The following is a 24,847-nucleotide window of genomic DNA, read 5'->3' as shown; positions in this document are numbered from 1 at the left end:
ATATTGTTCAAAAAAGAATCCGCTTCCCTTTTTAAAATGGGTGTTGATTAAGCCACTGGCCACCATCTAATGTCACACATTCCCCGTTCATATAACTTGCCTTATCAGACATTATAAATGACGCTAAGTCTGCAATTTCTTCAGGTTTACCTAAACGTTGTAACGGCACAGATTGGATGGTGCGTTTTGCAGCCTCTTCTGACTCCCATAATTTCTCCGAGCCACCTGTACGCTCAATTGGCCCTGGAGCAATTGCATTGACACGAATGCCATATTGACTGCCCCACTCTACAGCTAGCGTGCGTGTTAACGATAAAACACCTGCTTTAGCTGCTGCAGAATGTGCAACACCTGCTCCTGCTCCCCAAGCATATGTTGCGACCATATTTAAAATAGCACCTTGTTGTTTATTGTCAATCCAATAGTTACCTACAGCTGATGAACAGTAAAACGTTCCGTTTAATACAATATCAATAACAGCCTTCCAACCATTCGGCGATAACTGTTCAGCGTGTACTAAAAAATTACCTGCTGCATTATTGACAAGCCCATTCACTCGCCCAAACTTCTCTACAGTATAAGCAACCATTGCCTTTGCCATCTCAGGATCACGTACATCCATAGCAAATGTTTCAATCGTAGCACCTGCAGTTGCAATAAACTGCTTTGCTTCTGCCAAACGTCCTTCATCACGTCCTGTAATCACAACATTCGCACCGTCTGTCACAAATTGCCTTGCCATATATAACCCCATACCACTTGAACCACCTGTAACAATTATTGTTTTTCCTTTTAACATACTATTTCCCCCTTATGTTAATAACTGAATATTCATTCATAATATTACTATATCATATATTTTTTGTATACTAATTAACGCTCGTTTTTTCTTTTTTTACCTTTCATAAAACGTTTTTTTCTACAAAAAGCAAAAAAGGGATGTATTTCTTGCGCCATTTCGATTAACATTATTATTGAGAAAGGAAGTTGATTGATACGCATGCTATATTTCGTTCGGCGAATAATCATACTATTTTTCGTTTGTATTGTCTTATTCACAATCGCAGGATGCACGCCTACTAAAGAAACTGTAAAGAAACAAGCTTCAGCTAAAAAAGTCATGGATGACCATCCTATGAATGGTATGATTGAAGACCTACATATTTCATTAGAAAATAGTTTACCCTTCACCACAGCTGACAATGAAACATTTTACGGGATACAAGTCTCTATTTTTAATGAGAGCAATCATGTTGTTACCCCTAGAAATGTATTACAACACTTTATGATTCAAGACGAACAAGGAAAAGATATTACAAAAGATATGACGTGGTTAACTAATGATTTATTTGGTGCTGATTTTTTAACTGTCACTAAAATTAAACCATTACAAACGATAGAAGGTCATATTTACTATCAAAATACTGCCAATAAGCGAGCTAAAAATATTGTAATCACAAGTAAAAAAGAAGAAGTGACATTAGGGCTGCCACTAGCTGAAAGGATCCAACCTTTACAGTTAAAAGAACACACGGTTTGGCATTCACAAGATATTGACGCAAAAGTAAAATCCATTCGTACTTGGTTTAATACGATTGAATCTAATATTCAGGCCAACCAAATGAATGTGGAGAAAAAAGATCATTACACCATTTATACATTACCTACCTACAAAAAAGTAATGCTCACTCATCTCAATATGACGTATCATTATTATTATATGAATGACCAATTATTTTTCGTCTATTTTTATCCTAATGAAAATTCTGTTCAACACGAGAACCGCTTCTATTTCCATAATGGTCAAATGATTCGCTGGCTTATGCCTAATGAGTCCATTATCGACCGCACAACTGTAGAGATCAATCCTATGCTTGCAAGAGAAGAAGCAAATATTTTACAACTCGAAAAAATCTTTGTTAAAGATATGAAAAAAACCGCCAACGATTAATTGTTGGCGGTTTCTTATATTACTCTTCGTTCTCTAATACAGATTGTAACGCTTCTTGTAAAAAGATTTCTTGACTATTGAGTAGCTCTGCACCTTCACTACGATCAACATCTTTATAACGGTATTTACTATCTGCACCTTGTACACGTGCTTTTGCTGTATCGTCAAGTTGCATATCCATAATATGATTGATGCGATCTTTCACATCTTGTGCATAAATCGGGAATAAAATTTCAACACGTTTAATCATATTGCGTGTCATCATATCAGCAGATGATAAATAGATTTTCTCCTCTCCATTATGATGGAAGCAATAGATACGAGAATGTTCTAGGAAACGTCCCACAATAGAGGTAACGGTAATATTTTCACTAATACCTGGTATGCCTGGACGTAAGCAACAAATGCCACGAATAATTAAATCTACTTTCACACCTGCAATGGATGCTTCATACATTTTCATCATTAAATCTTTATCCGTTAAAGAGTTCATTTTCGCACGGATACGACCATTACCATATTTTTTATGGCATTCAATTTCCTCATCAATAAGACGAATAAACTCATCACGAATATCAAACGGCGCTACTACTAAGTGATTAAACTTAGGTTTTTCTGTGTAACCACTTAAATAGTTAAAGAAGTTCGTCGCATCAATCCCAAACTCTTTATCTGTTGTAATAATACCCATATCTGTGTAGATTTTAGCCGTTGCATCGTTATAGTTACCTGTACCTAAATGCACAAAACGCTCAATTTTACCTTGTCGACGACGTACAACAAGTGTGATTTTAGAATGTGTTTTTAAATTGTTCATACCATAAATCACAAGACAACCTGCCTGTTCAAGTTGTTTTGCCCAGTGTACGTTATTCTCCTCATCAAAACGAGCTTTTAATTCCACTAGTACTGTAACTTGCTTGCCATTTTCAGCTGCTTGTTTAAGCGCCTGAATAATAGGTGAGTTCCCACTTACACGATAGAGTGTTTGTTTAATAGCTAACACATCTGGATTCACTGCTGCTTCAGCAATAAAATCTACAATTGGTGCAAACGACTCAAATGGATGGTGGAAGAATACATCTTGTTGTAGCGTCTTTTCAAAAATATCTTCATCGAGACATAAGTCATATGGACGTTGTGGAATGAAACTTTCATACTCTAATTGCTCACGTCCTGTAGAAATAGCTTTGACAAATGGGAACATAAAAGTTAAATCTAACGGCCCATCAATATGGAAGACATCGGACTTTTCAATTTCAAACTCTTTTAGTAAGTAATCTAATACATCTTTACTCATTTCACCTTTACGTACTTCTAAGCGGCTACCTACGCCCCATTTACGCTTTTTCAGCTCTTTTTCGATTTCAACAAGTAAATCACGAGCTCCCTCTTCATGTATCGTTAAATCAGCATTACGTGTTAAACGGAAAGCCTGTGCAGACTTTACCGTATAACCAAAGAATAATTGCTCAATATGTTTTGTAATGACATCTTCTAGCAACACAAATTCACTGCGACCTTCTTTTTTAGATGGTAATTCTACAAAGCGACCTAATACAGATGGCACTTGTACTACAGCTACTTTTTGACGATTCTCTGGGTCTGCATCTTCTTGTTCTAATTGCACTAAAATATTAAGTGTTTTCCCTAACAATGTTGGGAATGGGCGATACGCATCAACAGCTACTGGCGTTACTACTGGGAAAATAGTGTCTGCAAATAATTGGTCAACAAATTTATTTTGTTTATCTGTAAGTTCATTAATATCGCGCATATACACATTATGCTCTGGTAATAAATCATAAATTAAATGATGATACACTTCTGTTTGACGCTTAACTAACGACTGGGTACGTTCTGCAATACGCGTTAATTGCTCCAGTGGTGTTAATCCTGACTTGTTTTCAGGCTTATGAAATCCAGCACGCACTTGGTCTTGTAGACCTGCTACACGCACCATGAAGAACTCATCTAAATTAGAGCTAAAAATCGCTAAAAATTTCAAACGCTCAAGTAAAGGATTACGAGGGTCTTCCGCCTCTTCAAGTACACGTTCATTAAACGCTAACCAGCTCAACTCACGGTTATTATAATATTGTGGCTTTGCAATCTCCTCTAATAATTCTTCATCATTTAATTTTTTATTTTCTACTACTTCTGTCATTATTGCGCCAGTCCTTCCTCATTAAAATGTATGATTATATTTTCTTTAATGACACGTTCTAAATGCTTTTGATGACGTCTTGCTTGGTATTTCTCAGCTGCTGCATGTTTATTAAGTTGTACAGTTAAACAAACATGCCCCTCTTCTTTATGCATCGTAAAAGTATCGACTACACGACGTTTCGAAACATTAAAGGCATAAACAAATTTCAATAACGCCCCTAAATCTCGTAATTTATGTAGTTCTTCATCAGTAAACCACGCTTCAAATGGTTCAATAAAATGAGCAAAGTAATCTTTATTTTTATAGGATGCTAACAATGCTACTCGAATACGGTCCTTATGGTTTAAACCATCAATCGATTGATTGGCAATTAAATAAAAGGTATGTTGACTTGCTGAACTAAGCTCAATGTATTCGCCAATCCCATAAACTTTTGCCGCTTTTAGTAACAATTTACGGTCTTGTTCATCATATGAGAATAGCGATAATCGACAGCACTCTTCATACATTTGCTCTGTAATATGTGTTAAGTATTGCAATTCTTCTTCCGAACGATTGTATTCTGCTGCTAATTGTTTAGCATGCGTTTCAAAAACATGGTCTTTAGAAAAAGCTTGTGCATCTTCTTGTAAAATGCGATCCATAACAAGACCCTCTCTCAGACCTTTCTTTGTTAATTGGAAGGTAGTCGTACCTACGATTTCTAATAATATGCGAAATACCGTTAATGCAGGCAAAATAATATCTGCACGGTCAGACGATAACCCATCTAGCTGTTTTAATTCACCAAATGTTAAATCGCCTAAAAAATAATTTAATTGACGTAAATCTTCAGCGCTCATCTCGTAACCATGAACACCAGGCAAATCATAATTAATGCGTTGTTGATGTACTTGTGCAATGTTCCGTGCACTCCCACCAATGCCTACAACAGGTAAACCTACACCTGTAATCCAATCAATTTGTGCAAATTGATCTTTTACAAAAGCAGCTAACTGCTGTTGCTCATAATTGGATAATACCTCACCTTTAACAAACATTTGTTTTAAGGATACTGTGCCAAATGGAAAACTTTTTGCGTGCACAATTTCTTTATCTTTAAACAACGTGATTTCTGTACTGCCACCGCCAATATCAATCGTTACAGCTGATGGTGTTGCTAATGAATATGCCACACCGACAAAACCAAAATACGCTTCTTGCTGTTCAGATAACAATTCAATATCTAACTGTAAGTTGCGATGGATACGTGTAATAATTTCGTCGCGATTGCTTGCTTGTCGTATTGCTGCTGTTGCTGCTGCCCTCACATCACTAACCCCAAAATCATCTAGCATGATTAAGAAATCTCGCAACGTATCTTCTAATAATGCGATGCCTTCTTCTGTCATTTCGCCTGTTGGCAAAATATATGTGCGTAGTCTGGCTACAACTTTCATGTTACCTATTTCATGTAAGCCTTCATGTCGGTCGTATTTATAAATAACTAAGCGCATTGTATTTGAGCCAATATCGATAATTGCTGTTTTTATTTGATGCATGACTAAACCCTTCCTTCTAGATGACTAAGGTTAAAAAAACGTCAGAACAACCTTTAAGGGCGCTCCAACGCTTTAACTTACTTTTGGACGCCAACGATGCGATGGACGCTCAATTATAAAATTAATTGATCTACTCGTAAAATTAACTCGGCAATCTCTGGCTTACTAATCTGATCTTCTGCACCAACACGCTCACCCTTATGACGCAAATCATCTGTGATTAAACTAGAGAAGATAATAACTGGCAATGCTGCTAAATCACTATTCTCTTTAATTTTACGTGTTAAATGATGTCCATCCATTTGTGGCATTTCAATATCTGTAATTACCATTTGGACATGTTTTGTAATATCTTTAGATGGATCTGCCTTAACAATAGTTTCTAAATAGTGATAGGCATCTCGCCCGTTTTCAAAGAAATCTAAATTCACATATCCCGCTTCGTTCATTGTGTCAAATAACAATTTGCGTAAAAGCGGTGAATCTTCCGCAATAATAATTTTCTTCTCTGAACGGTCTCGCTTACCTAATTTCTTTACGGATTCTACATTAATACCCGAATCTGGATTAATTTCAACCATAATGCGTTCAAAATCGAGTAATAAAATCATTTGTTCGTTTTGCTTAATGACACCAATAACTTGTGACGCGCCGCCTTGATACATATCAGATGGCTTTTCAATTTGGTCCCATGATATGCGGTGGATCTGTGTGACGTTATCGACATGGAAAACAACACGTTGTTTATTGAATTCGGCAACAATGTATTTTTGTTGTGGGCTACGTTCTACATCTTTAATGCCTAACACTTTTAACATATCTACTACAGGTAAAACTTCACCACGTAATTGAATAATACCCTCCACATGCTCATGTGCATGGGGTACAAAGACAACAGGTAATGGTTGAATGATTTCTTTTACTTTAATAACGTTAATACCGAATTTATTATTAGCGACTTCAAACTCTACAATTTCCAGCTCATTTGTGCCGCTTTCTAGCAGAATACCTGTTTGCTCCAAGTGCTCTCTCTCCTTTACAATTGAAGGTATATTGATACTTCAATTGTACCATATACAAGACATTTCTCCTACTTGCGATTATGCTGATTTTCCCTTTATTTGTAGGTGTACAATCAATCCAATAACCGTCATCACAATTAATGTAGACAAGGCTAATCGACTCGCCAGTGTGCCGTAATCACGCATAACAAACGTTACAGTACCATAAACAGCAGGACCAATGATAGACGACACTTTACCTGAGAAGGCAAATAGTCCGAAAAACTGCCCTCTTTTTTCCTCTGGTGATAATTCTATAATATAAGTGCGTGACGTTACCCACATTGAGCCTAAAGAGACACCAAACAAGCTACCTGCAATCCAAAACATCCACTGTGCTGTTGCAAAGACAGCTAGTGTTAAAGCAATAATCATAATGACAGCCACGAGTGCAACCGCTTTATGTGAACCTACTCTTTTTGTAATATAACCAAATACAAAAGAACCAATAATTGTTGAAACCGTAGACACTAAATATAAAATAATAAATTCGCCTGAACTAAAACCAACAATAGCTGTCGCATAAACAGCCATCATTGCAATCGTAGTCGCAATCGCATCATTTAAAAAGAAATACGCTAACATAAAACGAAAAATATTCCGATGCCCTTTCATTTCCTTATATGTCACATAGATTTCTTTATAGCCATCAAAGAAGCGAAATTTCTCTCGTTGTTCCTTAGGTATTGGCGTATCTTTATTAATAAAAAATAAAGGCAAAGAAAATAATAAATACAAAATGGCTGTCGGTATAAAACTTCTATGAAAATCATGATCGCCAACATATAAATACACCGTTAAACCAACTAACGTACCTAAATACCCGACTGCTACGCCAAAGCCAGAAATGAGTGGCATTTCTTTAGCTGTACCTAAATCAGGCATCATAGCATCATAAAAGACCAAACTAGCATTAAAGAAAAATTTAGCAATAATAAAACTTAAGGCTACTAGTAATAAACTTAACGGCACGCCTGAGTAATAAACACCTGCATCCATACGTGCAAAAAAGCCCATTAAAAATGTAAAAGCGATAGAAATAGAAGCAAACCATACAATAAAACGTTTCTTATATCCTGTTTTATCTACCATTACGCCAAATAATGGCGAAAACACCACAAGGAAAAAGCTCGCAATTGCATTAGCATATGAAATAAATGTGCTTGCTACTTGTTGCATAACCTCGTCTTTTCCTAATACTTCATCCATATAAAAAGGAAAAAATATCGTATTAATATTTGAAGAGAATATGGTATTGGCAAAATCATATAAAGCCCATGAAATAATAGGCAAGGATAAATATATGGCCCATTGATTACGCTGTTCTGTGTGCTGTTGCTTCACAACTTTTCCCTCGCTTTCCTTAACGTACTATCTCATAAATCGTTTTCTATGAGACATATTCATGTTATTTTTTACGTTAAATTTACAAAGGCTTCATAAAATTGTTCGTTATACTTCATACAATCGAATAAGGGCTTGTGTACCGTTATCACCATAACCTTGCGCAACTAGCTTCTGATACATCTCATTAGCCATCTCAAGCCCTGGCAATGTCAAATTCATTTGTTTTGCCTCTTGTAAAGCAATGCCTAAATCTTTTACCATATGTTTAATATAAAAGCCCGGCTCGTAGTCTTTTTGTGCCATGCGTGGTGCTAAATGAGATAATGACCAAGAGCCTGCTGCGCCAGTAGATATAGATGCTAATACGGTATCAATCGTTAAACCTGCTCGTTCGGCATAACTAATGGCTTCACATACACCAATCATATTAGATGCGATAGCGATTTGGTTACACATTTTAGCATGTTGCCCTGCACCCGCCATGCCTTGATAGACAATCGTTGAACAAAACACAGCTAATAATGGCTGCACTTGGTTGAAAACAGCTTCATCTCCCCCTATCATTATGGATAACGTGCCATTTTGCGCACCTAAATCGCCGCCTGATACTGGGGCATCTAACACCGCAACGCCTTGTTGTTTTGCCTCTTTATAAAGTTGTTTCGCTAATGTGGGTTCTGATGTTGTCATTTCAACAATAATAGCTCCTTCTTTAGCACCTTGTAATACCCCTTCATCCCCCAAAACAACTTGCGCTACATCTTGTGGGTAACCAACCATTGTGAAAATAACATCTGCATCATGCGCTGCTGCTTTTGGCGTAGGTGCCCATAAAGCACCGATCGTTAATAATTCTTGCGCTTTTTCTTTTGTACGTGTATAAATACTAACCTCATATTGTTTAGCAAGTAAATGCTTTACAATACTTTTACCCATAACCCCTGTGCCGATAAATGCAATCTTCTTCATATGTATCCTCCTTTTTTAAAATAGTAGTTGAATTTTCCGAAAAATACAAACAAAAAAATGGATGCTGTATCACGCACAGCACCCATTATAAAAGGGGGAAAATAAGTATGCACTTATCTCATTCCCACTTTTATATGTAATAAAACTTCTTATGACCTTGGTACATCCGAATAGGTGTAAATAATTGTCGCGCCTTGTAATGCTTCACCTTTAAAATGTTTAAACTTCGGATGATTGACTAACACTTCTCTAAATGCGATAAACTGTTGTTTCGTAATAGTGATTTGAGCAATTTCACCATTGATTAATTGTTCTAACTGTTGTTGATAATCTTCCATTTTAAAACCTCTCCTTTCTATTTTTACCTTTTTTTATATTATACAGAGGAAATTACTTTACCTTTTGGCTATTTTCGTGCAGACTATATACTATTAGTCAATGAAGGAGCTGGCTGTCTATGAGCAAAGTAGCTGAAATTGGAAACATTATTGAATTTAGAGATGGTTTACAAGGTATTGTTGAAAAAGTAAATGATAACTCTGTTATTGTTAATCTAACATACATGCCAAATTTCGAGCAATTAGGTTTAGAAGAAAAGACAGTAATCAACCACAAACGTTATAAAATTATAGCAGAGTCTGCTGCACAATGAATGAAAGAAATAGCTGATAAAGAGCCATGCAACTTTATCAGCTATTTTTATGTCTTTTTTAAGGATTATTTGTCTTATTTTTGGCAATCATGTAGCAAGCTATAGGGAAATACACTTTTTTTAATGAATGGCTTGTTGATTTTTGTTAGTATAGTAAACGGAGGTTGTAGGAAATGCAAATGAATTTAAGACAAAAAGGGTTATTACTCTTTTCCATAGTGTTTATTTTTGCAATGCTACGCATCACTTTTGATAAAACAGCTGTATTTTGGTATTTATATGCCTTTACGATTTTAGTGTGTCTTGCTATTGCTATTTTAAATGCGAAGTTTTTTGATGAATTGCCCACGTGGCACTATTTAATTTTCGGCATCGGTTACGGTACGATTTCATATGGGATCATTCGTTTAGCTTATGAAGTTGGCCCTTTAATTAACATGGACCCTAGCCGTTCTGTTAACAAATTTTTAGAAACTTTTGGTCCACAACATATTGGACATTACTTATTACTCATTTTTGTTATCATTATTGGTGAAGAAGTATTTTGGAGGGGCTATGTACAACAAGCGCTAAAAAGTTTTATGAAACCTAGCTTGGCTGTGCTTGTAACTGCTATTTTATGTGCGTTAATTTTTATACCAAGCGAATTCACACCTGGTATGTTAGCCGCATTTACACTCAGTCTGTTATGGGGATTTTTATACGAATGGAAGAAAAGTTTACCATTAATTATTATTACTCATACCGTATTTATTCTTTTACTGTTCCTTGTCTTACCCTTACAATGAAACTAATGCGATAATTTTCGCGTCTTAAAGAAAAAGGAGGCTTTACATTTATGTCAAAAAAATTTCCGTTATTAGCCGTTGCGCTATGTTCAGCTTTATTAATGGCTGCTTGTAGTACAGATGAGAAAAGCGATGAAAAAACAAAAGAAACACCTGTTGAAACGGTTGAAAAAGAAACAACTACAGACCCAAAGACAGAGGAAAAAGAAACTGAAGACACAAATGAAGCTGTTGAAGAACAAGAAGAAAACACAGCTGCAGAGCAAAAAGAAACAACACCTGAAACTGACAAAGAATCATCAGAAGACCCTAAGCAAACAGAAGGCACAACAAGTCATGAGGGCGATGATGTTACACAAACAGGTAGTGGTGCTGCATCACCTCAATTACCTTATAAAATCGATTTAAAAGAAAATTATTCATTAACCGTGTTAGAGCCAGGTCAAGATGTGATTATGCCAACTAACGACCCGAAACATCGCATGGCTTTGAATGTTTGGACTACTGATGAAAATACATTTGAAAAAGCGAAAGAAGACGCAGCAGGTTATGCAGGTGCAATCGGCGATAAAAAAGACTTAACAGCCGACCAATTAGCACCGTTAAGTGGCGACGTTGCAGGCTATCAAATTGAGTCTGAGGGCGAGTTTGTCTATGTTATTGCATTCCAACAAAATGACTTAGTGAGTCAGTTAATTATTTATGATGATGCTAATTCTTCTAATTTACCAACATTTTTAAATATGGCTGCGACTATTACAAAGAAATAAACAAAGCAAAAAGGTTAAACCGAAATCTCATCGGTTTAACCTTTTCTTTAGCACTTTTATGTTAATAAGATAAATCTTTAATCGAGCGACCTAGCTTTTTTAATAAGGCGATCGCTTGTTCCTTTTCCTCATCATTTAATGCACCCATTAACTCATGCAATACACGTTCATGCTGTGGAAAGATCTTTGCCATAAAGGCATGCCCCTCCTCACTTATCTCTGCGTATGTGACGCGTCGGTCATTAGGGCAAGATACACGGTTTAAATAACCGCGCTTCTCTAACTTGTCAACAACATACGTAATTGAACCACTTGCTAGCAATATTTTCGAGCCAATTTGTTGTAATGGCTGTCTCCCTTTATGGTAAAGCAATTCTAATACCGCAAACTCTGTTGGATTCACACCATTCGCTTGAAAGAAGCTATGCGACTCCTCATCAATTACTTTATGTGCACGTGACAATACAATATATAATTTTAAAGATTGTTTAATCTCTTCTTCTGTCATTTTTTCACCTTCTCGTCTGTACCTACTTCCTCATATTATAGCGACTTTTGAAAAGACTTGTCAAAGCTATGACACTGACACATATCCACGCTATTTTTATACATAAACGACAACTATCAGCATTGTACGATAACTATTTCACTGATACAATAAAAACGAAAGATGAGGAGATTTTTATGAAAATTGTTTTAACGACATTGAACGCAAAATATATTCACACCAACTTAGCTTTGCGTTATTTAAAAGTGGCTGCACAGCCTCAGTTTGAGAGTGAAATTATTGAATTTACGATTAAAGACCCTGCATTTAATATTACCTCTGAGTTATTTCAAAAGAAACCTGATGTGATTGGATTCAGTTGCTACATTTGGAATATAGAAGAGACAATCACTGTCATTCGTATGCTACGCACGGTGTTGCCACACACTAAAATTATTTTAGGCGGACCAGAAGTATCTTACGATGTTCATGACTGGTTACGTCGATTAGACGGTGTTGTGGATTATATTATTATGGGTGAGGGCGAAATTGCTTATCAACAACTACTGCGTTACTTTGACGGGGAGATTACGCGTGATGAAGTACCAAATATTTGTTACCTAGAAAATCATAAAGTGAAAATCCACCCTCAAGCGCCTAAAGTTGACTTACGTGAAGCTAAAAGTCCCTTCCGCCTGCCTGAAGACAAACCGCACCTCGGAAAACGCATACAATATATTGAAACAAGTCGTGGCTGTCCGTTTAGTTGCCAATTTTGTCTCTCTTCTATCGAAGTAGGTGTGCGTTATTTTAATCGGGATAAAGTCAAAGATGATATTCGTTACCTTATGAACAACGGGGCAAAGACAATTAAATTCGTTGACCGCACTTTCAATATTAGTCGAAGTTATGCAATGGAGATGTTTCAATTTCTAATTGATGAACATCAACCAGGCGTTGTCTTCCAATTTGAAATTACGGCCGATATTATGCGCCCTGAAGTTATCCAATTTTTAAATGATAATGCACCAGCTGGTTTATTCCGCTTTGAGATTGGTGTACAGTCAACCAACGATGAGACCAACGATTTAGTAAAGCGTCGCCAAAATTTTGAGAAGTTAAAGCGTACTGTCACAATGGTTAAAGATGGTGGCAAGATTGATCAACATTTAGATTTAATTGCTGGCTTACCAGAAGAAGACTATACAAGCTTTAAGAAAACTTTCAATGATGTTTTTGCGATGCGTCCTGAAGAGCTACAATTAGGTTTCTTAAAACTGTTAAGAGGGACGGGCTTACGTTTACAAGCCCAACAATTCGGCTACACCTATGTGGATGTAGCACCTTATGAAATTTTCTCAAACAATGTGTTAACATTTGATGATATTGTGCGCATTAAACATGCCGAAGACGTACTCGAAAAATATTGGAATGACCATCGTTTAGATCACACTGTCGAGTATTTAGTCACAACCGTATTTGATACACCTTTTGATTTCTTCCAAGACTTTGGCACGTATTGGGAAAATAAAGGTTGGTCACGTATTGGGCATCAATTAGAAGACTTATTTAAACGCTTATTGGCCTTTCTTTCAACACGTGAAGACGTTCCAATGGCTATCGTCATGAGTTTAATGCAGCTTGACTACTTACAAGCCCAACAATTCCAACCACGCAAATTATGGTGGGAGACAACATTACCATCTCAACAACGCTCACAATTTTATTTACAGTTACAAGAGAACCCACTTATTGCTGGCGAACATTTTGCCAACTTACAATTAAATCAAAAGGACTTACACAAACACACGTTGTTAATTCCGTTTCATTTTGATTTTCCACATTATGAAAAGACAGGACAAATTATTCCTAAAACAAGTTACTTGCTTACCTATTTCCGCCATAATCAAGCACCTTTATTTACTACACCACAATTCAATCACGCAACTACCTATTAAAACAGAGATTTTCTCTGTTTTTTTATTTTATTCAATGAGGCTTTTCTAAGTGTCATAAAAGAACGTTGAAAAAGTTAAATTCGTAAGGGAGTATGGAAAGACCATTCGAAAGAAATATACCTTTCGATTATATAAGAACTTATATTCTATAATTATAAGAAAGAGAGAGGTTAAAATGTTCAATGATTTTTACTGATTGGAGGAAGATTGACACATGTTTTGCAGAAAACGTGGGATCAGTACATCTGGCTCAAAAGTGGAGATTTCAAATAGGATTGAAATATTTATTCAGACCGGAGAGATAAAAGCTGTGAGAACGCCATCATTGCAAGAAACAAGAGCCAACAACTCCCTAGCCATCAATCATATCCTGACATTCATTCAGCCTATCCCTTTGTAATGGAAACCGTGAGATAAGCTTTTCTATTAAATATGTATACTTCTGATTAAAATAGTAGCGAATATTTACCTACACGTGACTAAAGAGCATGAAGCAAAGACACTGCTCAACCTCGAAAACTATCTCAAATTTTAACGAGTAAGGGCAAATGAGGGGCAAATTACCTTGCCCCAATCTTCAAACCCTTATACAACAAGGCTCTATCACAACTATCCAATAATCACTCGTTCTTTTGGATAGTGGAATTTTGTTTTCTTTGTTTTACCGCCAATGGAGTAGAGGAATGAGATTAAACCTACACGACCAATGAACATCAAAACCATAATTACTACTTTTCCGGTTGAAGATAAGTCACTTGTAATACCTAGTGACATACCACAAGTTCCGAACGCTGAAGCAATCTCAAATATAATTTGCATTAACGAAGCTTTAGGCTCTGTAATTAATAAAATAATTGTAGAAATTAATACCATAAATGTCGCCAAAATAATAACGGCATACGAACGAAATACATCAATTAAATAAATCTCTCGCCCAAACACTTGAATATGTTCCTTACCTCGTGCAAATGTGATTAAAAATAAAATAGCAATAGCAAAAGTTGTCGTACGGATACCACCACCTACAGAACTAGGCGATGCCCCAATAAACATAAGAAAACTAATAAATAAATTAGTCGATTCACCAAAGGTCGTCACATCAAAAGTTGTTAAACCCGCTGAACGTGCCGAAACAGAATGAAACATAGCTGAAAATACAGCCTCATGCCATGCCATATTTTTAAAGGACTGAAAAGACTCCAATAATAAAATAACAAGCGCTCCCACTACAAATAATAGACCGTATGTGGAAGTTGTAATTTTTGTGAATAAACTAAAACGAAAATTAGGATTTTTACGACTCAAGTATGCCTTTACTTCAATTAACACAGGGAAACCGATAGCACCTAATGCAATGAGTAACATCGTAATAAACTGGACAAAATAATCGTCATGGAAAGGAAGTAAACTCAAGCCTGTAATATCAAAACCACCATTAGTCGTTGCTGAGATGGCACCAAATACCCCTTGTACAACTGCTTCTTGCCATGTGTCAAAGTAATTTAAATAATGAATGGATAAAACGACAGCACCAAATAGCTCAATAGCAAATAAAATTTTGATAATTTCTCTAATAAGATTAACCACACCTGAAATATTGGATTGATTATGATCAATCATGATGAGTTGACGCTCTCTCATACCAATTTTTTTACCTACAATGAGCCACACAAACGTACCTAAAGACATAATGCCAATAGCACCTAATTGTAAAACAACGAGTAACATCACATAACCAAATGTAGTGTAAGAATCTGCAATATTAATCGTTGTTAACCCTGTCACACTTACTGCACTCACCGCTGTAAATAAACTATCAATATAACTGACCTCAACACCTGGCTTATGCACCCAAGGCAACCGTAGCAACAAGAAGGATATGGACATCGCAATAAAATAATAGGAGACAATAACCCTAAAAGGTGTGAATCCTTTTGGCTCCCGCTTTTTCCACAACATGTTTCAACCTCCTTATTACAAATATCGCACTATGACAAAAGGAGAACAGACATATAATATGCTGCTCTCCTTTGTTACCTCATGGAAGGGTAACTCACTTCATTAGAGCTCCTTCCAACAGTATAACCTTTTTTTAAAATATGTTAAGCTTTTTTATCAGCCTTCTTTTTATTGCGTACGCCTGTTAAATAACCACCTGCTGCTAGTACAACTAATACAATCCAGAATGTTGATTTCCATAATGTTGAATGTGGGAAGGACTCTGCAATAATTGCAATATCTGGATGTGCTAATGTTAATACGACTAACTTAACACCAACCCAACCTACAATCATAAAGGCTGCCGCTTCAAGTGATGGATAATCGTTTAATAAGCGAACAAACCATTGTGCCGCAAAACGCATAATAATTAATCCAATGACACCACCGAAGAACATAACTAAGAATTGACCACCATTAATGCCTCCAATTTCAAAGTTACCTAGCTCTGGTAATGTAATCGCAATAGCTACTGCTGCTAACATCGAGTCAATAGCAAACGCAATATCTGTTAACTCGACTTTTAGGACCGTCATCCAGAAACCTGACTTTTTACCTTCTTTTACTTCCCCATCTCCATTTTTATGCTTCCAAATACCATATAAACTTCTTCCTGAGATGAATAATAAGTAAAGTGCACCAACGGCTTGAATTTGCCAATACTTCACTAAAAAGGCGATTAGGAATAAAGCGGCAAAACGAAAGACTAACGCACCTAATAACCCATAAAACAACGCTTTTTTCTGTTCTTTTCTTGGTAAGTGTTTTACCATAACTGCCATTACGACAGCATTATCTGCTGCTAACAAACCTTCTAACACAATAAGGACAAGCAATACCCAACCATATTCTAATAAGATTGCTTCCATTTACAACAGCTCCTTTATTCATAAGTTCAAAAGAAAAAGACCCATGCCTAATAAATAGGCAAAGGTCTTGCTAAGCAAATTTATGCTTTCACACCCGGTGGTTTCCCACGTCATGACGAATGTGAAGTAAACGAAATGTTTATAGCTACTCCCCTTTGACAATGTCAAATAGGTTAATTCAGTTGTTTGTGAAGTTATTATAACATGACTTTTTTTGACATGCAACTCCTACAATATCATCATTTTGCACGTGCTTTTTTACGGGTTTCCTTATCAAACAAGCTATAAATAATAGGTACAATAAATAAAGTAAAGAGCGTAGATGTTACTAAGCCACCTATAACAGCGATGCCCATCGGTTGATTCATCTCTGTGCCTTCTCCAATACCAAGTGCTAAAGGAATTAAACCTAAAATAGTAGTGGTAGCTGTCATAATAACGGGGCGTAAACGGTCAACGGTTGTCATCATAATCGCATCATAAGAAGCCATGCCTTGCGCTTTCTTCTGATTGATATAATCTACAAAAACAATACCATTATTCACTACAATCCCCACCAATACAAGAATACCTATAACAGCCGTTACACTGATAAGCGTATTTGTTAATAAGAAGGCAATGGCTACACCAATAACCATTAAAGGCACTGTAAACATAATGATAAACGGATATTTAAAGGACTCAAATTGCGCTGCCATGACAAAATAAACGAGTAATACAGCTACAAATAAAGCCATTATCATATCATTAATGGAGTTATCATACAGTTCACGGTCACCACTAAAGGCAACTGTTGTTTCTTTTGGTAAGTCTGTTTGCGCAATCACTTCATCAACCTTTTTAGAAATACTGCCTAATGATTCCTCTCCACTATACTTAACAAAAAAGGCAACAGCTGAAGCTTGGTCGGATCGGCGAATGGAAACAGGTCCCTCTTGAATTGAAACATCGGCTATATCTTCTAATTTTACAAAAGTACCTGATGGTGAGCGCAACTCCATAGTTTGTAGTGCTTCCATATTTTGAGCGTATGTCTCTCCAAACCCAGTATACGCCACTAATACTTTATCATCTTCTGTAAGCAGTTGTGTGGTAACTTGGCCTCTTGTCATTTGATTAACCGTTTGTGCTACTTGTGCTGGCGCAAAACCAAAGGCTTGAGCACGCTCACGATCCACTTCAATTTGGATTTCTTCAATAGTGTTCTCTAAATCATGGGTCACTTCTGTAACCCCTTTTACTTTTTCTAATGCCTTTTTCAATGTATTGGCACTCTCTTGCAAACGTCCTGTATTCGTATCCGTTAAACGGAATGTCGTTTGTTGTGGTGCTGAGCCAGATGAAGTGGAAATGTTAAACTGTACTGTGACATCTTCTGCAACTTCTTTTTGTATAGCTTTCTCCATTTTTTCAGCAAATTCAAAGATAGTACGGTCACGTTCACCTTTTGGCTTCATTTTAATATACATCTCGCCACGGTTAGATGCGCCTTGCCCACGTGCTGTTGATTCTTGTGTAGCGCCAATTAAACTAACATAGACGTCCACATCTTTTTCCTTTTTCACATGTGACTCCACCACTTCAACCACTTCTTTTGTGCGTGTTGTTGAAGCCCCATTAGGCAATTGAATACTCACAGAGGCAAACCCTTCATCAGTAGCAGGTAAAAACTCTGTACCCCTTGTGAGTAATACATAGCAGGAGGCTACAAATAAAATACCTGTGCTTATTAAAATCAGAGCACGATGTTGCAAGGCTTTTGCCATTACCTTTTTGTAGCGTGTATAAAAGGCTGAATTATTACGTGTTACCATAATGTTTGTTGTTTTTGTTTTTAACATACGACTGGCTAACATAGGTACTACTGTTAAAGAAACAACTAATGATGCGAATAAACTAAACGAGATTGTCAAAGCAAATTCAGTAAAAATTTGCCCGATTAATCCTTCAATAAACAACACAGGTACAAAGACAGCAATTGTTGTCAAAGTAGAGGCTGAAATAGCTGTAGCCAACTCCCTTGTACCTTTTTTTGCCGCTTCAATTGGTGTTTCACCCATTCCTAAATGCCGTTCAATATTTTCAATTACTACAATCGCATTATCTACCAACATCCCAATCCCTAGTGCAAGTGCACCTAATGTCATAATATTTAACGAGAAGTTAGCAAAATACATGAGTACAAATGTTACGATTACAGAATATGGTATCGCAACACCAATAATAATAGGGCTCTTAATGCCTCTTAAAAAGACAAATAATACAAGCATCGCAAAAATACCACCAACAATCATAGATTGCCCGATATTACTAATAGCACGATTAATATAATCGCCTTGGTCAAATAACACTTCAGCCTTAACATCTTGATAAGCGTCCTCTTGTAATAGCTCATCTAATTTTGCTTTAAACTGCTCTGACACTTGTGCCGTATTGGCTCCTGACTCTTGCAAGACAGACATTAAAATGGCAGGCTTGTTATTAGCAAATGTCTCCGTAGTAGAGGCCTGTTCTTGTTGTTTAACCGTGGCAACATCACCTACTGTTAATTCTTCTCCGTCTAGAGGATTTACCGATAAGATAAGGTTAGCAATATCTTCAGCACTCGTTAATGTACTAAGCGTCCTTGTCGTTAATAACTGACCTTCTTGCGTTTCTACTGGCTCTCCTGGCATGGAGACGTTGTTTGCTTGAATGGTTTGTACGACTTCCGTTTGTGTTAACCCTTGCTCTTTTAGCTTTTTAGCATCGAGTTGAATTGCAATTTCTTCAACCACTTTACCTGACATATTTACACTAGCAACGCCTTCTGTACGTCGCAGCTCTTGTTCTAACTCTTCAGCAATTACACGTATATCTACGTTGTCATTCTCTGTGCTTAAAGCTAGTTGTACCACAGGGAATTGTGCAGGATCAAACTTTAAAAAAGATGGCTTTCCTGCATCATCTGGCAACTGGGCTAAATCAATTCTTTGCAAGACATCTAACTGGACATCTTGAATATTCGTTGACCAGCTAAACTCAAGAATAATTAAATTGGCGCCTTCTTGAGAAGTCGATTGAACTCGTTCAATACCTGGTAATGTAGCTAACGTTTGTTCAAGTGGCTTTGTTACTTTTTCGTTAACCTCCTCTGGACTAGCACCTGGATAAGATGTCACTACAACGCCGATTGGTGGATTTAATTCAGGTATTAACGTCACAGGTATTTTCAGAAGTGATATGACACCTAATAAAATAATTACAAGCATAGAAACAATGGTTAATGTAGGACGTTTAATGGAAAAATCACTGATATTCAAACCGCAAAACTCCCCTCTTTATGAAAAACGCGAAAAAGGAAATTCCTAATTCGCGTATCTTTTATAATAAACTATATAATTTAATATGCTCATTCTTGTCAGAGAACCAACGCATCGCAAACTCATTCTCAAATAAAAAGACATACTGGTCATAACGGTCGCGCACTAACATACTACGTGCAGATGTCATAGACTCTTTTACATCTTCTTCATTTTCAATCCAACGTGCAATTTTATTGCCCATTGGCTCCATTCTTACTTCTACGTTGTATTCATTTTTCATACGGTGCTCAAATACTTCAAATTGTAATTGACCTACTGCGCCAAGAATCACTTCTTCTGTATGCAATGTTTTATAGTATTGAATCGCACCTTCTTGCACTAATTGCAAAATCCCTTTATGGAAGTGCTTAGATTTCATTACGTTTTTAGCTGTCACCTTCATAAAGATTTCTGGCGTAAATTGTGGCAACGCCTCAAACTTAAATGTTTTTTTACCACCGACAACCGTATCCCCAATTTGGTACGTGCCTGTATCATATAATCCAATAATATCCCCTGCAACAGCCTTATCCACAGTCTCGCGGTCATCTGCTAAAAACTGTGTAGATTGTGTTACTTTAAATGATTTTCCTGTACGCGCTAATGTCATATTCATACCACGTTCAAACTCACCTGAAACAATACGGACAAACGCAATGCGGTCACGGTGCGCAGGATTCATATTCGCTTGAATTTTAAAGATAAAGCCTGAGAACTCAGGTGTATCTACAGGATCAACAATTGTTTCTTCTTGTGTTAAACGAGGTTGTGGCATAGGCGCAAACTGTAAATACGTCTCTAAGAAAGTTTGCACACCAAAGTTCGTTAACGCAGAGCCAAAGAATACAGGTGTTAATTCACCACGGCGAATTTTTTCTTCTGAAAACTCATTCCCTGCTTCGTTTAATAGCATAATATCATCCATAGCTTGTGTATAATATGATGTTTCTTTCATAGGGTGTGCTATTGCTAATTCGCCCTCTTCATCAATTGGCAAAAAGCGCGCTTCTTCATCCGTTCTAAATTGTTCAATACGCTTATTATAGCGGTCATAAATCCCCATAAACTCTTTACCCATACCAATTGGCCAGTTCATAGCATAAGATTGAATACCTAATACTTCTTCTAACTCTTCCATTAACTCTAGTGGTTCTTTACCTTGTCGGTCTAATTTATTAATAAATGTAAAAATAGGTATACCACGCATACGACACACTTTAAAAAGTTTTAATGTTTGCGTTTCAATACCTTTCGCTGCATCTACTACCATGACAGCGCTATCCACCGCCATTAATGTACGATACGTATCCTCAGAGAAGTCTTGGTGCCCTGGCGTATCCAAAATATTAACGCGACAGTCATTAAAATCAAATTGCATCACAGATGATGTGACTGAAATCCCACGTTGCTTTTCAATCTCCATCCAGTCTGATGTCGCAAACTTACCTGTCTTTTTACCTTTTACTGTACCAGCATCGCGAATAGCGCCACCAAAATATAACATTTTTTCTGTAATCGTTGTTTTCCCTGCGTCAGGGTGTGAAATAATCGCAAATGTGCGGCGTGATTGAATATCTTCTTTTATTGTCATGAATAAATTCTCCTTTTTCTGTCTTAGTTATCATAAAAGATTTGACGGTTCGCTGACAACTCTTTTCACAAAATCGTACGCAACAAGCCAAAAAGAAAAGCTGCCAAGAACACGATGCGCTCGACAGCCCTCCTTTTTTATAAAAATTTCTTTTTCCCTTCAGCAATTGCAATTTCTGCATCGCTATGTGGATATTTGGTATTTTCGATAATTTGGAAGTCTTCATGGCCTTTGCCTGCAAAAATAATCATATCACCTGGCTCTGCTATTTCAATAGCATGTCGCACAGCTTCAGCACGGTCTCCGATACAAGCAAATTGGTCATGTGTCATACCTTTTGCTAAATCTCCTGTAATACTTTCGTATGCTTCGTAGCGTGGGTCATCTGTTGTTAAAATAACATAGTCTGCTTTTGAGGCTTTTTCCGCCATACTTGGTCGCTTAGACTTATCACGATTACCGCCTGTGCCCACTAAGAAAATGACTTTTCCTTGTTTATAAGGCTGTGCAGCATCAATCGCTTTCTCAATCGCATCTGGTGTATGTGCATAATCAATGAAAATTTCAATTGGTAAGTCACTTGGTACTTTTTCCATTCGTCCTTTTACGGGTGGCAACAATTGAATATGTTCTACGATTTGCTCCAAAGCATAGCCACGTGCATAAAACATTGTCGCTGCCGCTAGCACATTATAAACATTAAACTCCCCTAATAAATCCATTGAAATAGCAAAAGTACCTTCTGGTGTATGCATATCAAAGTTTGTTTTAAAGTTTTCATACGTACAATTTGTGGCACGGAAATCAGCATGCTCACTCGCTAGACCATAACGCCAAACAGGGAAAGGCGTTAACTTCGCATAGCGCTCTGACCATGCATCATCAGCATTTAATACAACATGCTTATTTTTCTCTAAATCTTGTCCAAGTTGTGAAAACAATAAACCTTTTGCTTGTCCATAGTCCTCCATTGTTCCGTGAAAATCGAGATGGTCATGTGTCAAATTGGTGAAAATCGCTACATCATAATCCACACCCGCTAAGCGACCTAATGCTAAACCATGTGATGATACCTCCATCGTCATCACTCGACAGCCTTCCATTTTTGCTCTAAAAATCATTTGTTGTGTACTTAATACGTCATTCGTTGTATTAGCAGATTCATATAAAATACCATTTAAATTAAAACCAATTGTACCTGTTAATGCAGATTTTGTCCCCATACTTTGCAGCATATTTTGAATGATGCCTGACACAGATGTCTTACCATTTGTACCAGTGACACCAATCATCGTCATATCTTGCGATGGATAATCAAAAAACTTACTCGCTAGTAGTCCCATAGCGCGATTAGTATCACGCACAATAACTTGTGCACAGTTCCCTTGTAGCGCTAACTCTCTTTCCGCCACAATAATGGTTGCGCCTGCATCAACAGCTTGTTGTGCAAAATCATGTCCATCAACTGTATAACCACTAAGACAAATAAACATGCTATCTTCTTGCAATGCACGTGAGTCAATTGAAATTTCTGACACATTAGCTGGAAGCTCACCAATGACTCGTTTTACTGGTAATACACTTAATAATTCGCCTGCATACATATAATCCTTTTCCTCCATTCACATACTCGTGTATGTTATCACGTATAAAATCCATACGCATATCATATCAAAATTTTTCAATTCTCGATACTGTGTAATCATGTACGAATGTAAGGAGTTGGGTTATGATATTAACAACAATAGTAAAAAGGAGAAGATGATGGAACACTGTCATTTTTTGATAAATCGAAATCGCATGTTTTTGGCATGTTTGATTGGCGCAAATTTGTTATATAGCTTAAGTTTTTTCTATTATGATGCTTCTTTCTTACAGCACTTTTCATATACAGGGCTTATTTTTATTGTCATTAGTGTTGTTTTTTTTGTTTTACCTATATCGCCATGCTTTTTGCAATATTTTTTGCTCATTGGTAGTCATTGTTCGGTACTTGCTTTTATTTTTTTACATCCCCATTACATTAATGCACTCTGGGTAATTATGCTTTTTGCACTGGTGAGTATTTATCAGTCTTTACGTTTAAGCATCATCTCTTTTATTGTATTAACATTAGAGATGCTATTCATTTTTTTACAAGTGCGCGATGTACTAGCAGATTGGCATTTCGCTTCTTTTTATTTTTTCATTCTCACTTTTTGTTTTATGCTACTCGCCATAGCCCTGCATATTAAATCGTCATGGGGCTTATTGGAAGCAAACCAAAAACAACTTGCCTCACAGCAAGCCTACTTACATTTATTTTTTGAATCTGCCAACGATAGTATTGCTGTATTCGATTTACAACAACGCGTCATTACAGTGAATCCTGCTTTTGAAACATTATATGGTTGGACGAAGGAAGAATGTATTGGGAAGACTATTGCTACTGTGCCAACAGAACGTCAGCAAGAAGCTAAAGAACGTCATGAGGCGTTATTAAAAGGGAAAAGTTTTCCGGGATTAGAAGTAATAGACCAACGTAAAGACGGCAGTTATTTCAATGCGCTAATCACACTATCACCCATTTTTAATGATGACGGGCAAGTGATGGCAACAAGTGTTATCTCACGTGATATTTCTTACTTAAAGGAGAACGAGCGGTTAACTGTTCAATCAGAAAAATTAAAAATTGCTGGGGAGCTCGCTGCTGGTATGGCACATGAGATACGTAATCCCATGACTGTTATTTCAGGCTTTACACAGATGATGGTAAAGGACACACAATCCCCCTATCATGCCTATGCTACAATTATAAATGATGAAATTAATCGTATTGACTTAATTATTGAAGAATTCCTAATATTGTCGAAACCACATTTAATGATTAAAGAACCGTTTGCTCTCGAAGCAATTGTTGAGGAAGTATGCGCATTAATGCAGGAGAGCTTTTTACAACAACATGTACAGTCACACATTACGTATGAACCAAACTGTCCGAAAATTATTGGCAATAAAAATCAGTTAAAACAAGTTTTTGTGAATATTATTAAAAATGCAATGGAAGCGATGGAGCAACAAGTTCATAAGCAATTGAACATTACAATTAAAGAAACGGCTAAACGCGAAATAGCCGTTATTATTGAGGATAATGGTGAGGGCATCTCCCCTGATATATTAGCTCATATTTACGAGCCTTTTTTCACTACTAAAGTGAGTGGTACAGGCTTAGGCATGATTATCTCCAATAAAATTATGCGAGAACACCATGGCTATATTACGATCGATACTACAGTCAACAAAGGGACTACGATTACGTTAACCTTCCCTATTTTATAACTTCATATCACAAGAAGAAGCCCCGTTGAAAAA

20 protein-coding genes are annotated in these 24,847 nt (G+C 36.8%); 6 read left to right on the top strand and 14 right to left on the bottom strand.

Features of this window, described 5'->3' with window-relative positions:
• Positions 1-31: 31 nt before the first annotated feature.
• Positions 32-799 carry a 2,4-dienoyl-CoA reductase gene (gene fadH, locus IEW44_RS06690; protein ID WP_188614275.1) on the bottom strand — a complete coding sequence of 256 codons (768 nt, stop codon included), beginning with the start codon at positions 797-799 and terminating at the stop codon, positions 32-34.
• A gap of 74 nt (positions 800-873) precedes the next feature.
• Complete coding sequence (locus IEW44_RS06685) at positions 874-1,122, bottom strand: hypothetical protein (protein ID WP_188614274.1); 249 nt, start codon at positions 1,120-1,122, stop codon at positions 874-876.
• 13 nt (positions 1,123-1,135) lie between these two features.
• On the opposite strand from IEW44_RS06685, the gene IEW44_RS06680 reads away from it, so the two are divergent.
• Positions 1,136-1,951 (top strand): hypothetical protein, encoded by an 816-nt coding sequence (locus IEW44_RS06680; RefSeq protein WP_188614273.1) that lies wholly within the window; start codon positions 1,136-1,138, stop codon positions 1,949-1,951.
• 19 nt (positions 1,952-1,970) lie between these two features.
• On the opposite strand, the gene IEW44_RS06675 is transcribed toward IEW44_RS06680, so the two are convergent.
• From IEW44_RS06675 to ykzS, 6 genes are all read right to left on the bottom strand, one after another.
• On the bottom strand, positions 1,971-4,118 hold the full coding sequence (locus tag IEW44_RS06675; RefSeq protein ID WP_188614272.1) for an RNA degradosome polyphosphate kinase: 2,148 nt from the start codon (positions 4,116-4,118) through the stop codon (positions 1,971-1,973).
• On the bottom strand, positions 4,118-5,662 hold the full coding sequence (locus tag IEW44_RS06670) for a Ppx/GppA phosphatase family protein (protein WP_188614271.1): 1,545 nt from the start codon (positions 5,660-5,662) through the stop codon (positions 4,118-4,120). The genes IEW44_RS06675 and IEW44_RS06670 overlap by 1 nt, the downstream gene beginning before the upstream one ends.
• 113 nt (positions 5,663-5,775) lie before the next feature.
• Positions 5,776-6,684 (bottom strand): chemotaxis protein, encoded by a 909-nt coding sequence (locus IEW44_RS06665; protein WP_188614270.1) that lies wholly within the window; start codon positions 6,682-6,684, stop codon positions 5,776-5,778.
• A 78-nt stretch (positions 6,685-6,762) separates the two neighbouring features.
• On the bottom strand, positions 6,763-8,067 hold the full coding sequence (locus tag IEW44_RS06660) for an MFS transporter (RefSeq protein ID WP_188614269.1): 1,305 nt from the start codon (positions 8,065-8,067) through the stop codon (positions 6,763-6,765).
• A 108-nt stretch (positions 8,068-8,175) separates the two neighbouring features.
• Positions 8,176-9,045 (bottom strand): NAD(P)-dependent oxidoreductase, encoded by an 870-nt coding sequence (locus tag IEW44_RS06655; RefSeq protein WP_188614551.1) that lies wholly within the window; start codon positions 9,043-9,045, stop codon positions 8,176-8,178.
• Between the two features lie 143 nt (positions 9,046-9,188).
• A complete protein-coding gene (gene ykzS, locus IEW44_RS06650) occupies positions 9,189-9,377 on the bottom strand; it encodes a protein YkzS (protein ID WP_188614268.1) in 189 nt (62 codons plus the stop codon).
• Positions 9,378-9,496: 119 nt separating this feature from the next.
• Between ykzS and IEW44_RS06645 the strand changes: the two genes are divergently transcribed.
• From IEW44_RS06645 to IEW44_RS06635, 3 genes are all read left to right on the top strand, one after another.
• Complete coding sequence (locus IEW44_RS06645; protein ID WP_188614267.1) at positions 9,497-9,691, top strand: YkvS family protein; 195 nt, start codon at positions 9,497-9,499, stop codon at positions 9,689-9,691.
• Positions 9,692-9,864: 173 nt separating this feature from the next.
• Entirely contained in the window at positions 9,865-10,479 is a 615-nt protein-coding gene (locus IEW44_RS06640; RefSeq protein ID WP_188614266.1) for a CPBP family intramembrane glutamic endopeptidase, read from the top strand.
• A 50-nt stretch (positions 10,480-10,529) separates the two neighbouring features.
• Positions 10,530-11,249: a hypothetical protein gene (locus tag IEW44_RS06635; RefSeq protein WP_188614265.1), complete on the top strand. Its 720-nt coding sequence runs from the start codon at positions 10,530-10,532 to the stop codon at positions 11,247-11,249.
• Positions 11,250-11,310: 61 nt separating this feature from the next.
• On the opposite strand, the gene IEW44_RS06630 is transcribed toward IEW44_RS06635, so the two are convergent.
• The gene (locus IEW44_RS06630; RefSeq protein ID WP_188614264.1) at positions 11,311-11,757 is read right to left on the bottom strand and encodes a MarR family winged helix-turn-helix transcriptional regulator; all 447 of its coding nucleotides are present in this window, start codon (positions 11,755-11,757) and stop codon (positions 11,311-11,313) included.
• A 176-nt stretch (positions 11,758-11,933) separates the two neighbouring features.
• Between IEW44_RS06630 and IEW44_RS06625 the strand changes: the two genes are divergently transcribed.
• Complete coding sequence (locus IEW44_RS06625) at positions 11,934-13,694, top strand: B12-binding domain-containing radical SAM protein (RefSeq protein ID WP_188614263.1); 1,761 nt, start codon at positions 11,934-11,936, stop codon at positions 13,692-13,694.
• A 609-nt stretch (positions 13,695-14,303) separates the two neighbouring features.
• On the opposite strand, the gene IEW44_RS06620 is transcribed toward IEW44_RS06625, so the two are convergent.
• The 5 genes from IEW44_RS06620 to IEW44_RS06600 form a co-directional block, all read right to left on the bottom strand.
• On the bottom strand, positions 14,304-15,653 hold the full coding sequence (locus IEW44_RS06620) for a TrkH family potassium uptake protein (RefSeq protein WP_188614262.1): 1,350 nt from the start codon (positions 15,651-15,653) through the stop codon (positions 14,304-14,306).
• 143 nt (positions 15,654-15,796) lie between these two features.
• Complete coding sequence (locus IEW44_RS06615; protein ID WP_188614261.1) at positions 15,797-16,561, bottom strand: TerC family protein; 765 nt, start codon at positions 16,559-16,561, stop codon at positions 15,797-15,799.
• A gap of 239 nt (positions 16,562-16,800) precedes the next feature.
• Positions 16,801-19,863: an efflux RND transporter permease subunit gene (locus IEW44_RS06610; RefSeq protein ID WP_188614260.1), complete on the bottom strand. Its 3,063-nt coding sequence runs from the start codon at positions 19,861-19,863 to the stop codon at positions 16,801-16,803.
• Between the two features lie 61 nt (positions 19,864-19,924).
• Positions 19,925-21,496 (bottom strand): peptide chain release factor 3, encoded by a 1,572-nt coding sequence (locus IEW44_RS06605; RefSeq protein ID WP_188614259.1) that lies wholly within the window; start codon positions 21,494-21,496, stop codon positions 19,925-19,927.
• Positions 21,497-21,633: 137 nt separating this feature from the next.
• Complete coding sequence (locus tag IEW44_RS06600) at positions 21,634-23,100, bottom strand: UDP-N-acetylmuramoyl-L-alanyl-D-glutamate--2,6-diaminopimelate ligase (RefSeq protein ID WP_188614550.1); 1,467 nt, start codon at positions 23,098-23,100, stop codon at positions 21,634-21,636.
• Between the two features lie 160 nt (positions 23,101-23,260).
• On the opposite strand from IEW44_RS06600, the gene IEW44_RS06595 reads away from it, so the two are divergent.
• On the top strand, positions 23,261-24,814 hold the full coding sequence (locus tag IEW44_RS06595; RefSeq protein WP_188614258.1) for an ATP-binding protein: 1,554 nt from the start codon (positions 23,261-23,263) through the stop codon (positions 24,812-24,814).
• Positions 24,815-24,847 lie beyond the last annotated feature (33 nt).

This window comes from Lysinibacillus alkalisoli (assembly GCF_014643595.1).
Lineage (GTDB): Bacteria > Bacillota > Bacilli > Bacillales_A > Planococcaceae > Metalysinibacillus > Metalysinibacillus alkalisoli.
This window is presented reverse-complemented; position numbering and strand designations above follow the sequence as displayed.

Coding starts and splice junctions, on each gene's coding strand:
- IEW44_RS06670 (WP_188614271.1), bottom strand. CDS start 5,662: ATGCATCAAATAAAAACAGCAATTATCGATATTGGCTCAAATACAATG.
- IEW44_RS06630 (WP_188614264.1), bottom strand. CDS start 11,757: ATGACAGAAGAAGAGATTAAACAATCTTTAAAATTATATATTGTATTG.
- IEW44_RS06600 (WP_188614550.1), bottom strand. CDS start 23,100: ATGTATGCAGGCGAATTATTAAGTGTATTACCAGTAAAACGAGTCATT.
- IEW44_RS06680 (WP_188614273.1), top strand. CDS start 1,136: ATGAATGGTATGATTGAAGACCTACATATTTCATTAGAAAATAGTTTA.
- IEW44_RS06685 (WP_188614274.1), bottom strand. CDS start 1,122: ATGACTTTTTTAGCTGAAGCTTGTTTCTTTACAGTTTCTTTAGTAGGC.
- IEW44_RS06615 (WP_188614261.1), bottom strand. CDS start 16,561: ATGGAAGCAATCTTATTAGAATATGGTTGGGTATTGCTTGTCCTTATT.
- IEW44_RS06675 (WP_188614272.1), bottom strand. CDS start 4,118: ATGACAGAAGTAGTAGAAAATAAAAAATTAAATGATGAAGAATTATTA.
- IEW44_RS06625 (WP_188614263.1), top strand. CDS start 11,934: ATGAAAATTGTTTTAACGACATTGAACGCAAAATATATTCACACCAAC.
- fadH (WP_188614275.1), bottom strand. CDS start 799: ATGTTAAAAGGAAAAACAATAATTGTTACAGGTGGTTCAAGTGGTATG.
- IEW44_RS06595 (WP_188614258.1), top strand. CDS start 23,261: ATGGAACACTGTCATTTTTTGATAAATCGAAATCGCATGTTTTTGGCA.
- IEW44_RS06640 (WP_188614266.1), top strand. CDS start 9,865: ATGCAAATGAATTTAAGACAAAAAGGGTTATTACTCTTTTCCATAGTG.
- IEW44_RS06605 (WP_188614259.1), bottom strand. CDS start 21,496: ATGACAATAAAAGAAGATATTCAATCACGCCGCACATTTGCGATTATT.
- IEW44_RS06620 (WP_188614262.1), bottom strand. CDS start 15,653: ATGTTGTGGAAAAAGCGGGAGCCAAAAGGATTCACACCTTTTAGGGTT.
- ykzS (WP_188614268.1), bottom strand. CDS start 9,377: ATGGAAGATTATCAACAACAGTTAGAACAATTAATCAATGGTGAAATT.
- IEW44_RS06645 (WP_188614267.1), top strand. CDS start 9,497: ATGAGCAAAGTAGCTGAAATTGGAAACATTATTGAATTTAGAGATGGT.
- IEW44_RS06635 (WP_188614265.1), top strand. CDS start 10,530: ATGTCAAAAAAATTTCCGTTATTAGCCGTTGCGCTATGTTCAGCTTTA.